11 protein-coding genes and 1 pseudogene are annotated in these 11,833 nt (G+C 29.4%); 5 read left to right on the forward strand and 7 right to left on the reverse strand.

What is annotated here, in order from left to right:
* Positions 1–18 precede the first annotated feature (18 nt).
* Positions 19–404 (forward strand): annotated as a pseudogene (locus tag MAEO_RS07780) (XTP/dITP diphosphatase); the annotation flags it as partial.
* Here MAEO_RS07780 and MAEO_RS01680 read toward each other — a convergent pair.
* From MAEO_RS01680 to MAEO_RS01700, 5 genes are all read right to left on the reverse strand, one after another.
* Positions 373–984, reverse strand: coding sequence for a hypothetical protein (locus MAEO_RS01680; RefSeq protein WP_011973057.1), 612 nt, complete (start codon positions 982–984; stop codon positions 373–375). The pseudogene MAEO_RS07780 and the gene MAEO_RS01680 overlap by 32 nt on opposite strands.
* Before the next feature lie 12 nt (positions 985–996).
* Positions 997–2,295 carry a 2,3-bisphosphoglycerate-independent phosphoglycerate mutase gene (gene apgM / locus MAEO_RS01685; RefSeq protein ID WP_011973058.1) on the reverse strand — a complete coding sequence of 433 codons (1,299 nt, stop codon included), beginning with the start codon at positions 2,293–2,295 and terminating at the stop codon, positions 997–999.
* A gap of 32 nt (positions 2,296–2,327) precedes the next feature.
* Complete coding sequence (locus tag MAEO_RS01690) at positions 2,328–3,083, reverse strand: hypothetical protein (RefSeq protein ID WP_048062436.1); 756 nt, start codon at positions 3,081–3,083, stop codon at positions 2,328–2,330.
* A 114-nt stretch (positions 3,084–3,197) separates the two neighbouring features.
* The gene (locus MAEO_RS01695; RefSeq protein ID WP_011973060.1) at positions 3,198–3,899 is read right to left on the reverse strand and encodes a sugar phosphate isomerase/epimerase family protein; all 702 of its coding nucleotides are present in this window, start codon (positions 3,897–3,899) and stop codon (positions 3,198–3,200) included.
* A 166-nt stretch (positions 3,900–4,065) separates the two neighbouring features.
* On the reverse strand, positions 4,066–4,482 hold the full coding sequence (locus MAEO_RS01700) for a hypothetical protein (protein ID WP_011973061.1): 417 nt from the start codon (positions 4,480–4,482) through the stop codon (positions 4,066–4,068).
* Positions 4,483–4,744: 262 nt separating this feature from the next.
* Between MAEO_RS01700 and MAEO_RS01705 the strand changes: the two genes are divergently transcribed.
* Complete coding sequence (locus MAEO_RS01705; protein ID WP_011973062.1) at positions 4,745–5,491, forward strand: UPF0280 family protein; 747 nt, start codon at positions 4,745–4,747, stop codon at positions 5,489–5,491.
* Between the two features lie 465 nt (positions 5,492–5,956).
* Here the strand turns inward: MAEO_RS01705 and tmk are convergent, their stop codons facing one another.
* Together tmk and MAEO_RS01715 are read right to left on the reverse strand one after the other, a co-directional pair.
* The gene (gene tmk / locus MAEO_RS01710) at positions 5,957–6,547 is read right to left on the reverse strand and encodes a dTMP kinase (protein ID WP_011973063.1); all 591 of its coding nucleotides are present in this window, start codon (positions 6,545–6,547) and stop codon (positions 5,957–5,959) included.
* Positions 6,548–6,679: 132 nt separating this feature from the next.
* A complete protein-coding gene (locus MAEO_RS01715) occupies positions 6,680–8,635 on the reverse strand; it encodes an OB-fold nucleic acid binding domain-containing protein (RefSeq protein ID WP_011973064.1) in 1,956 nt (651 codons plus the stop codon).
* Between the two features lie 291 nt (positions 8,636–8,926).
* Between MAEO_RS01715 and thrC the strand changes: the two genes are divergently transcribed.
* The 3 genes from thrC (at position 8,927) to MAEO_RS01730 (ending at position 11,631) form a co-directional block, all read left to right on the forward strand.
* Entirely contained in the window at positions 8,927–10,141 is a 1,215-nt protein-coding gene (gene thrC, locus MAEO_RS01720; RefSeq protein WP_011973065.1) for a threonine synthase, read from the forward strand.
* Positions 10,142–10,394: 253 nt separating this feature from the next.
* A complete protein-coding gene (locus MAEO_RS01725; protein WP_011973066.1) occupies positions 10,395–10,901 on the forward strand; it encodes a 3-isopropylmalate dehydratase small subunit in 507 nt (168 codons plus the stop codon).
* An 82-nt stretch (positions 10,902–10,983) separates the two neighbouring features.
* A complete protein-coding gene (locus MAEO_RS01730) occupies positions 10,984–11,631 on the forward strand; it encodes a phosphatidylserine decarboxylase (RefSeq protein ID WP_011973067.1) in 648 nt (215 codons plus the stop codon).
* Positions 11,632–11,833: the final 202 nt, after the last annotated feature.

The raw sequence follows: 11,833 nt of genomic DNA on the forward strand, positions 1-11,833 counted from the left end.
GTTACTTATGAGAAGATAAAACCGATAATAGTTGAAGACAGTGGTTTTTTTGTTGAAGAGCTCAATGGGTTCCCAGGTACCTATTCAAAATATGTTCAAGAAACCATAGGAAATGAAAGAATTTTAAAACTTCTCGAAGGTAAGAAAAACAGAAATGCCTATTTTAAAACTGTTATTGGATACTGCGATGAAAATGGAGTTAAATTATTTAAGGGAATTGTAAGATGAAAAGTATCAGAGGAAATCAGAAGTAAAGGATTTGGATTCGCCTATGACAGTGTATTTATTCCTGAAGGAGAAGATAGAACTTTTGCAAAAATGACTGCCGAGAAAAAAGTGGAATATCACATAGAAAAAGAGCTTTTGAGGAATTTAAAAAACATTTAGGGGGCTTAAAAAAATAACGAAGTTATCATTTATGCATCTTTTTTTCCATTCTTCGCATAATTTTTTGTTTATATTTAATTTTTTCAGCAAATCACAATTACCCTTTAAAATGTGTTTTTTAAAATAATTATAATCAATATCATATTTCTTTTTCAAAAAATAATCAAGATAATCATATATTTTTAAATTTTCTTCAAGGGATATGTTGTATTTTAATCGTATATTATACTTCCATAAGTTATCAATTTTTATATGCAGGCCATAACCCAAACAAAAAGAATATTCTACTCTATTTTTTGGTTCAAAGAATTCAAAAACATTGTTGTCATAAAAATGCGTAATCCTCCTCTCTAATTTAGAAATATGGTTTATATCTGGAATTATGCAGCCAAAATAAAAGTTGTCCAAATCAATATTATTTATTATTTTATTTATCATTTTTTTATTATTATTTACCGTATTAAAATCTGTGATTTTATAATTTTCCAAAAATCTTCGATTTTTGTCTCCCAACGGTTCCAAAAATCTTCGATTTTTGTCTCCCAACGGTTCCAAAAATAATTTTCCAAAAATTAAATGGGCATGTGCATTAGGCATTTTTTTCACGCATTATTCTTTTAAATGCTCAATATCATCATCATCATTTGGAATATATTTTAGGATGGAGCTCCCACTTCTCAAACCATAAAGCAGAGCTCTGTCAGTATAGTTCAAAATAACATTCATCAAATCTTTTGAAAATATCCTTAAATGACCTTTTGAGCATGCTATTTCGTTAAATTCTTTAACATCATCAAATCGGACATTTTTTCCAACAACCACAATGGGAACGCTTTCCCCTGAATGAATAAGACTTCCAACAGATGGTGTTGAGTGGTCGGCGGTAATTACTATTAAATTTTCATCCAAATTAATGTTTAAAAGTGGGGCTAAATATTTATCAATCTTTTCAATTACTTTAACTTTATTCATAGGATTTTTTGTGTGTGCAGCTTCATCTGTTTCTTTTGTATGAATATGGACAAAATCATAATCCATTAAATTTATTCCAGTATTTACTGCATTTTCAAAGTCCCCAATGGCCATATATTCCATTTTCAAAAGTTTTGATAGTCCTTTAAAAACAGCACTATCTGCTATAATAATTCCATTCATGCCCCATTTTTCTTTAAATGGTGGAACGGTTTTATATTTTCCAGCCCATTTTGTCAGTAGAAAGTTTGCAGGTTGTTTTTGTTTTCTCTTTCTTTTAATATTTATATCGTGGTTTTCAAGGATTTTATGGCATTTTAATAGATATTTATTTAATGCATTGCATGTGCTTTCCGCTTTTCGATATTCTATATCATTTTTACATAATTCATTTACAGGTGATACTTTCATTACATGCCTATCTTTATAAAATGGGTCAGAATCAGAAATTTTATCAGAAATCCACCCATTTTCTTCTTTTATTTTTAATATAAAATGCACATCATAAGAATATTTTAATTTAAATTCATACCCTTCGACAAAATTTGGCAGTGAATCTATTAATTTCCTTATATCTTCCAGAGGCATATTTTTTGTTCTTCTGTCCCTCACATAATAACCCTTTTCATCATATTTCACAAATCCAAGAGATGCCCTTAAATAAATAGCATTATCTTCCATCCCCATATCTTCCCCAAGTGCCTCAATAACCCCCCTTCCAGGAAAATCGTTAAGAGAATACCCCCATAGTAAAAAATGGGCAACCTCAGTTCCCAATGGAATACCATCCTTATATGGAACCATAAGTCCAGTCATGCCTTTTTCTGCAAGTTTATCCAAGTTTGGAGTTTTGGAATATTCAAGTGGTGTTTTTCCGCCTAAAACTTCCGAGCTCCTATCACCCAACCCATCGAGTAATATTAAAATAGTTCTCATGACATCACCAAAATTAAAAAATTTCTAAAATTTTAAATAAAGTTTTTTACAATCTCAATGTATCTAAAATCCCCTTCATAGCCTTTTTTTATAATTTCAACCGATGATGGATATATAAATTCATTTAATATATTTAATATGTTTTCCTTATCAAAGATAACTTTACCATCCTTATCTCGGTAATTTCCGCTAAATACACATGAGAATTGATTTTTACCCTGTTCCCATTTATAGCCAATAATTTCTTTTATCCTATCTCCTTCCCTTATATCCTTTACAGATAATAGGAGCTCTACGCCAAAATTATCGCATAATTTATGGTATGTCTCTAAAACATCTGTAAATTGGTCGATTTTAAAATCTTTATTGTGATGGATTCTTTCACCACTTATTATTTTCTCACCCAACTGTTTTGCGAGGGGGATTCTTATAATTCTTAAATATGAATGACATCCAATACATGGAGTATAATAATTATATTTTTTTAGTATCTTTACTACAAATCTACCATTAATGGCATTCCATAATTTTGGCTCAAACATAAAATGAAGCGGTAAAAGTGTTTTATTTTTATATAGTTTATTTATCCTTTTGTTCAGGAGCTCCCAATTTTTATAAAATATATCTACCTCCCCATAATCTGTTCCTGTAAATGCCACTATTGGAAGAACAACATTTATGTCGTCATTTTCCATTGCCTTTATTATTGCCGCGGCACTATCTCTCCCTGAAAATTCCCCAATTACTATATTTTTTAAATCTATGCGCCTATTATAGATTATATTCATAGTTTCTTTTGAGAGCTCCAACTCATTAAATGACTTTTTGAAATCAATAAAATTATCTTTATAACCAACTGTGTTCAAGATTTCACCCTATCTTTCTATTATTCTTAATCCTCTCTATTTGTGGTCATTTAAATAATTTTTCAAAAGATTTTTTGTAGATATAATTTCATCCAGTTTCATAAGTTCAATGAGCCAGAAATCGCATTTATTGTCTAATAGTTTGTCTAAAACAGGTTTTAAATTATCCAAATTATCTGGTGCAATATGCCCAATTTTATCTTTTTCGAGCTCATACATGTGAACATTATATATTCTATCAGAAAATAGATCAATAAATTCTATCCTATCTTCATAATTTGTATGGCCGATGTCAAAAGTTATATTGCAGTTGCAAATATCTGCCATTTCAACCAGGTTGTTGGGATTTGATGAAAATCCAGTCCTTAAATTTTCAATGCATAATTTTATATTGTTCCTTTTTGCATAATTGCTTATTTCCGATAAATTATTTATTAAAGTATCCTGATCTGGCTCTCTTCCATTGTGCAAATGAATTGTTAGGTAATCATGCCCTTTTATTTCATCAATTACATTTTTTAATGCCCCTAAACAAGTTTTATTTTTATCTGCTGGATTCCCCAAATCGATTATTGGTGCATGGAATCCTATTATATATTCGTTTTTTATTATTTTTGGACAGTAATGAAGTCCCCAATCAATGCATTTAAAATTTATATCCGAGTTTTGGGTCGAAGTTTCAACCAAAGAATGCCAAGGGGCCTCTCCTAACTTTGAACGCATACAAACACCGAGCATAAAATCACCGTTTAAATATTAATCTTAATGTTGTGTATTAGATTATATAAACATTATCATTAAAAAAATTAATGTTGTAAATTTAAATCTTTGGATTATATTGTTGAAAACATAAAAAAGATGGATAGATTAATATTAAAAAAGAAAAAATAATTTAATTGTTCACTTATTCGATGTTTGAAATAACAATTTTTGTTAATATCATACTTAAATAAGCCGCTCTCTTTGGTTTTACGATTATTGAGGAATGATTATCTTCCCTATGGAATCCTATTAATATGGATGCTGTCCTTTTTTCATCTGCGGGTAAAATTGCAATTGAAACTCTCCTACCATCATTTACAAAGCAGGTTCCGATATCTTGAATTTTCTGTAATTTAATGCCTTCTCTTTTAAATCTCTTATTTATCATTTCTGCTTCGATTACTCCACTATTTACTAATACGGAAAGTAAAGAAGCTGTTTCCTTGTCCATATTTACGCTTTCTATTTCTTTATCGTCTTCATCCCTAAGATTTAGTATAATAAGCCCTTCTTCGTATTTAGGAACTAATATTTTCCCCTGAGCACCTGATATATGCATTCCCTCACCTGCGGATGTTTTCTAATTTATTGTATGGTATATATATTGTATTTAATATATATTAATAAATATAACCTAATGTTTATTATAATATTTATAGGTTATAGTTTAAATATAAATATACCGAATAAAGCATGTTCAAAAAGTCTGTTTTAATAATCAATATATATGTATTGAATATATGAAAACCATCATACTTAAAATATTAATATATTTTAGATAGATTATAATTTACTAGTAATAATATAGAATATATGATAATATGATACATAAAAAAATCTCAATAATGGAAACAAATATAAATTTAAAGGTAGATGATGATAAATATATAAATCTTGCTAAAAACACCATTTTAAGGGAAAGGGCAAATATTCAAAATTATATATTGGATTATCCTGAATTTTTAACGAGCTATACTCCCATAAAGGTTAGCCCCGATGCACCAGCAATAGTAAAAACAATGGCAAAGGCGGGAGAAATTGCAGCCGTTGGACCAATGGCATCGGTAGCAGGAACCATAAGTGAATTTATTGTAAAAAATGCCGTAGAATATGGCTGTAAAAATATAATCTCTGAAAATGGGGGGGATATTGCACTAAAAACTGAAAAATCCGTTGTAGTTGGATTATATGCAGGGAGCTCCCCACTATCATATACAATAGGATTTAAAATAAACGAAGATAAAGCCAATAATGGATATGGAGTATGCACCTCCTCAGGAACTGTTGGGCACTCCGTAAGCTTTGGAAATGCCGATGCCATAGTAGTTTTTGCAAAAAAAGCATCAATTGCAGATGCATCGGCTACAAGTATAGGTAATTTTGCTGTGGGAGCTCCTGACGATGCCATAAATAAATGCCTTGAAAAAGCCGAAGATATTGAATATATTGACGGTGTTTTTGTGGTGATGGGAGAATTTGCAGGTAAAATGGGAAAAATACCACAAATGGTTAAAACGGACGAAAAAATTGTAAAAACTTCAATGGGAGAATATTTTGATATGATATAATTTTGAAATAACCATATGTACTATTTCCACAGTAAATATTGGAGCTCCCATTATAGTTAATCTTCAATAATTGTCCTTTATTTGTCTTATTAGTGTAATTTATTTATGTATCAGAATATGGCAGATAAATTAGCTTTTAATGGATAAGTTAATGAAATAGACCGAAGATTAACTATCAGTTAATCTTCAATAATTGTCCTTTATTTGTCTTATTAGTGTAATTTATTTATGTATCAGTAATATGGCAGATAAATTAGCTTTTAATGGATAAGTTAATGAAATAGACCGAAGATTAACTATCAGTTAATCTTCAATAACTGTCCGTTATCCGTCCTAATTATTGGGTACATTTACCCGTTTTTAGCGTATAATATATGAGGATTTTGTCCTTTTTAATTATGGTATTACGAGAAATCGTCCGAAGATTGACTGCAAATAATAAATAAATGTAAAATCCTTCGGTTTTTAAAGAATTATTTTTTTATCCATTAATTTTTTAATTATCTCTTTATGGACTTCCTCAACTGTTTTATTGTCTGTATTTATTAAAATATATCCGTTTTTTGGTTCAAATAATCTTTCATTTATAATATTCATATATTTTTTATTTACTTTTTGCAATATTTCTTTATTTTCAAATATTTCTTTACTGTCCCTATCCCCCATTCTTTTTAATGATTCTTCAATAGAAACATCTAAATATATTAAAACATCAGGTATTTTTGCAAATCTGTTTATACTTGCAATAAAATCAATATCAATACCTTGAATCGATTGATAAACCATGGAGGAATAAACATATCTATCACAAATTACCATATTTTCTATCAATTTGTGCTCTATTTCTTTAATATGTTCCACCCTATCTCCTGCAAAAAGTAAAGCCAACGATTCCTTTTCGCAGTTTTTACCGCCCAACACCTTTCTAATTAATTGACCTATTTCTCCATTTGTAGGTTCGCAGGTATAAATTCCATTTAAATAATCGGCTAATAATTTTGCCTGAGTGGTTTTTCCGCTTCCATCAATTCCTTCAAACACTATAAATTTGTTCATAATAACACCAAAAACAACAATAACAAATAATCATATTAATTTCGTAATAACACCAACAATAAAAAAAAGTAAATTATAATGAATAATATTAATAATATCTAATATTATTTATAGTAATATCTATATGTTATATTATAATTCCTTTAATAATTCAATTTCTTTATCTAAATCAACAGATTTTACATTTCTTACAGAGAATTCAAGGTCATTATATCCAGTTTTAGCCAATCCAGAAAATACAAATTCACTTCCCAATATATTTTCTAAAATATCTAAATTAGCATCTTTTAACTCATTTAGTGGCGTATTTGTTAATTTTGCCACAGCAGAGCCATATAATTTGCAAGATATGTTGCTTGTTCCATCATCCACTGTAATAGTTGCAGTAATTAATTCTTTTGGAGATACCTCTCCACATTCTTCACAATCATAAACTCCTTCGACTAATGCCACTCTTTTATTACAATTAGGACATAAATATAGCACTAAATTTTGTTTTCTGTAATCTACGACAGCCCCCCTAATTTCCGTAGTATCTTCCTCTTGGAGCTCCTTAATAAATTTCCTACTGGTTTTTATATCGACGGATATTCCCTCTGGATTAATTATTAATTTTCCAATTCTACCAATATTTAGGTCGTAATAGTCCCCATTTTCTTTAACATATCCCCTTACTACTTTTATTACATCTCCCTCTTTAATTTCTAATTCAGCATCACTATCCCATAGAGTTAATCTAATTTTACCAGTTTCATCCTCTAACATTAAACTTCTAACTTTTCCAGTTGAGCCATTTCTTCTTTCAAATGTCCTAAGGTCGTATAAATCTGATACCTTACCAATTACAGAAATATCATTCCTTTTTTCTTCATCTAAACTAAATATATCTTTTATTTTTATAATATTTTCAGAATATTCGGGAGCTCCCACAGTTTCATCTTTAATTATTTCAGTGCCATATTGTGCAGACAAAGAAGCTATAATTTTTCCTTCGTAATTTTCGTAGGTTTTTACCTTACAATTTGTAATTTTTACTCCGTCTCCTTCTTTAATCGAAGCTTCTTTTATTTTATTCATGGCATTTCCCCAGAAAGCCACACCAATAGTCCCAGTGCTATCTGTAATTGTAATTTCTTGAACTTCCACATCCCTATCCCCAAAATTAACGGTTTTTGGATTTGATATATTTATTATTCTTCCCTTTACATTTACAATTTCCCCGTTGCAATTTGGTAAATTTTCAATGGTTTCATCTTTTGCCTCAATTTCCTCAACTTCTGCCTTTCCTATAATTTTAATATTATTTACATTAATGTCAAGTCCCTCTCTAAATCCTTCTTTAACCATTCCTTTTACTTCTACGATATCACCTTTATTTAGGTTTATTTCGGTGTTATCGTCCCAAAGGGTTCCCCTAATTGTGCCAGTTTCGTCTTTTAATATAAATGATTTTACTCTACCGGTTTCGCCGTTTCTTTTTGGAAATTCTCTTACGGCATAGCATATTGTAATCTCCCCCTTAATTGTGGCAGGATTATTTGCTTGGAGCTCCCCTATTTTATAATAATCTTTTACTATGGGATACATGGATTCGTCATAATCTCCTATTTCTATTTTTTCAATTTTTGTATCGGAACCACTATTTAATTCAATTCTATTGTTCCATTGTCTTGAAAAGGCACCTGTTATTTCTATTACATCTCTTATTTCCAAGTTATCTACTATGTTGGCTTTATCATTCCAAAGAGTTAATCTAATGGAGCCCGTATTATCTGCAATAACTATACTTCTAACAGTCCCAGTTGTGCCATCTTTTTTATTAAATTCTCTTAAATCAGTCATATCTATAATTTTTGCTGTTATTTCCACATTTGACTGTCCTTCGGAGATATCTTTAATTAAAAATTTACATTCTTCCTCATCATATTCTTCTTCAATATTAATCCCAATGTCCCTTGCTATTGTATTAATTGCGGCGTCTTCTCCGATTAATCCGCCATGTTCTTGGATTATACTGTCTATTTCTTTAGCCAATTCCTCTTCGGATATTTTTTCTAGTATTTTTTGTTTTATTTTATCAATATTCATAATTCCACCAAATAATTTAATAATATAAATAATATAATAAAAGATTATAAAAATATAGTATAAATATACTATAAATATAATATATAAGACAATAGATCAATAATAAATAAGAATATAAGATATATTGAATATAAATTATACATAAGATAATAATTATATTATGTTTTAATATATATAATGATATTTTATATAATCTTTATATAATATAGTGATTAAGTCTTATAAAAAATCTATAAAATATTAATATTATGATTAACTACAAAAATAAATTAAAAAAATCGATGTGATATTATGATTCAAAAATGTATCGTTTGTGGAAAGGAATATGATATTGACGAAATTATATATACTTGCGAATGTGGCTCATTGTTGGAGATAATCTATGATTATGAGGCAATAAAAGAAAATATATCAAAAGAGGAGCTCCGGAAAAGAAGAATAGGAGTATGGAGATATTTAGAATATTTGCCAGTGAAAGACCCTAAAAAGATTGTATCGCTATGGGAAGGTGGAACTCCATTATATAAATGTGATAATCTTGCAAAAAAATTAGGATTAAAGGAGTTATATGTTAAAAATGAAGGAGCTAACCCAACAGGAAGTTTCAAAGACAGAGGTATGACAATGGGAACAACACGAGCAAATGAGCTTGGAGTTGAAATAATAGGTTGTGCATCTACTGGAAATACTTCGGCATCATTGGCAGCATATACAGCAAAATCTAATAAAAAGTGCATTGTATTATTACCTAGTGGAAATGTTGCACTTGGAAAACTTGCTCAGGCTATGTTTTATGGTGCAAAAGTTATACAAATCAATGGAAACTTTGATGATGCTATGGATATGGTTAAAGAATTGGCATTACAAGGTAAAATATATTTATTAAATTCAATAAATCCATTTAGATTGGAAGGTCAAAAAACCATTGGATTTGAGATTTGCGACCAGTTGGATTGGGAAGTTCCAGATAGAGTAATACTTCCAGTTGGAAATGCGGGAAATATAAGTGCAATATGGAAAGGATTTAAAGAATTTAAAGAAACAGGGATAATAGATAAATTACCAAAAATGACAGGAATTCAAGCGGAAGGAGCTAAACCAATCGTAGAAGCATTTAAGAAAGGAGTAAAAGAAATAATTCCAGAAGAGCACCCAGAAACAATAGCTACGGCAATTAGAATCGGAAATCCTGTAAATTATACAAAAGCAATGGATGCAATATACTCCTCGAATGGATTTGCTGATTCAGTGAATGATGAGGAAATAACAAAAGCTCAAAAATTGCTTGCTCAAACAGAAGGAATATTTGTAGAGCCTGCATCAGCGGCATCAATAGCAGGACTTATAAAATTAATAGAAACAGGCGTTATTGACAAAAATGAAAAAATTGTATGTATCACCACAGGAAATGGATTAAAAGACCCAGATGCAGCAATAAGGGTAAGCGATAAACCTATTGAAATTGAATGTGATATGGACATATTAAATGATGTAATTAATGAATAAATATGCAATAAAATTAATTATATAATATAAAATAATAAAAATGAAAAAAATATATAATATATTATTTATCCTATATTATTATATATTTATAGTCTGTTCGAGAACTTTTTATGATAACGAAGAGACATTATTCTATATTTATTATAAGATTTATCTAATTATAATAAATATCGTAAGATGGCATCAGACATTTAAGAACTCACTTTCCGAACAGAATATATATTAACATTATTCAAAGATAAAAGGCGATATAATGGATAAAACAATAGAAGGAAAAGTATGGAAATTTGGAGATAATATCGATACAGATGCAATATTACCTGCAAGATACTTAGTTTATACCACAGAAGAAGAATTGGCAAAATTTGTAATGGCTGGAACAGACCCAGAATTTGCTGAAAAAGTGGAAAAAGGAGACATCATAATAGGGGGAACAAACTTTGGCTCTGGTTCAAGTAGGGAACATGCACCAATGGGATTAAAAGGAGCAGGTATATCTTTGGTAATAGCTGAAAGTTTTGCAAGAATATTTTACAGAAATTCAATAAATATCGGGCTTCCATTATTGGAATGTAAAGACATCACAAAACATGTGAATGAAGGAGATGTTTTACAAATAAATTTAGACGAAGGAACCATAATAAACAAAACAACAGGAAAAGAGTTAAAAGGTCAAAAACTTCCCGAGTTTATGATGGATATACTTAATGATGGCGGATTAATGCCACATTTAAAAAAGAAGTTATCGTCTAATGAATAAATAACTATATTATTTTTTTATATGGTGGAGCTCCCGAATATATATACCATATTTTTTAATTTTTTAAATTGGTGATTAATTAATGAAAAAACATTTGAATAAACATGGCAAAAAATACCAAGCCTTTTTTGCCATTGGAATATGTTCAATGCTGTTATTTACTGGATATTTTTATAGGGACCCCGATAGAACAATGCCCATTCAAGATAATATTTGTATATCTCCTGCTGATGGGAAAGTTATGTATATTTATGAATATAATGGTTCTCCAATATTGTTTAAAGATGGAAATAAATATGTGTTAAATAATATTTCAAAATATTACCCAAATGGTTGTGTTGTTGTCGGTATTTTCATGTCTCCATTTGATGTCCATTATAACAGAGCTCCGATGAATGGAACTGTAATATTAAATCATCATGTTGATGGAGGATTTTATCCTGCATACGATGAAATAAACTCAAAAAAGAACGAAAGAAATATAATCATTATTAAAAATAAATATGGCGAAAATATAGGAGTTGTGCAAATTGCAGGTATTGCAGCAAGACGAGTAGTTTCTTATGTTAATGAAGGAGATACCGTAGAAATAGGTCAAAAAATAGGTCAAATAAAATTAGGTTCTCAAACAGCAATTATACTTCCAAAAGATAAATACAATATAACTGTAAAAATGGATGAACAAACCTATGCAGGAGAGACCATAATTGCCAAAAGAATAGCCAATTAATATAGTAAGTTCAATAACTCTCTTCCTTATCCGTCCAATTATTACGAATTTCTTAATTTATAAATTTCTTAATTTATAGGCATATGGTAGAGATTTTAGTTTAATATGATATCTAAATTTTTCTCTAAAAAATTTATACGACCTTAAAAATTCCTCCGGAATTTTGGGTCGTAAAAACTCCTTCGGAGTTTTGAGATGGTTT

The sequence above is a fragment of the Methanococcus aeolicus Nankai-3 genome (assembly GCF_000017185.1).
In the GTDB taxonomy this organism is placed as follows: domain Archaea; phylum AGJL01; class Methanococci; order Methanococcales; family Methanococcaceae; genus Methanofervidicoccus; species Methanofervidicoccus aeolicus.

Excerpts from the sequence above, each read along its gene's own strand:
- tmk (WP_011973063.1), bottom strand. The coding sequence starts at position 6,547 with ATGAACAAATTTATAGTGTTTGAAGGAATTGATGGAAGCGGAAAAACC.
- MAEO_RS01715 (WP_011973064.1), bottom strand. The coding sequence starts at position 8,635 with ATGAATATTGATAAAATAAAACAAAAAATACTAGAAAAAATATCCGAA.
- MAEO_RS01680 (WP_011973057.1), bottom strand. The coding sequence starts at position 984 with ATGCCTAATGCACATGCCCATTTAATTTTTGGAAAATTATTTTTGGAA.
- MAEO_RS01690 (WP_048062436.1), bottom strand. The coding sequence starts at position 3,083 with ATGAATATAATCTATAATAGGCGCATAGATTTAAAAAATATAGTAATT.
- MAEO_RS01730 (WP_011973067.1), top strand. The coding sequence starts at position 10,984 with ATGAAAAAACATTTGAATAAACATGGCAAAAAATACCAAGCCTTTTTT.
- thrC (WP_011973065.1), top strand. The coding sequence starts at position 8,927 with ATGATTCAAAAATGTATCGTTTGTGGAAAGGAATATGATATTGACGAA.
- MAEO_RS01725 (WP_011973066.1), top strand. The coding sequence starts at position 10,395 with ATGGATAAAACAATAGAAGGAAAAGTATGGAAATTTGGAGATAATATC.
- MAEO_RS01700 (WP_011973061.1), bottom strand. The coding sequence starts at position 4,482 with ATGCATATATCAGGTGCTCAGGGGAAAATATTAGTTCCTAAATACGAA.
- apgM (WP_011973058.1), bottom strand. The coding sequence starts at position 2,295 with ATGAGAACTATTTTAATATTACTCGATGGGTTGGGTGATAGGAGCTCG.
- MAEO_RS01705 (WP_011973062.1), top strand. The coding sequence starts at position 4,745 with ATGATACATAAAAAAATCTCAATAATGGAAACAAATATAAATTTAAAG.
- MAEO_RS01695 (WP_011973060.1), bottom strand. The coding sequence starts at position 3,899 with ATGCTCGGTGTTTGTATGCGTTCAAAGTTAGGAGAGGCCCCTTGGCAT.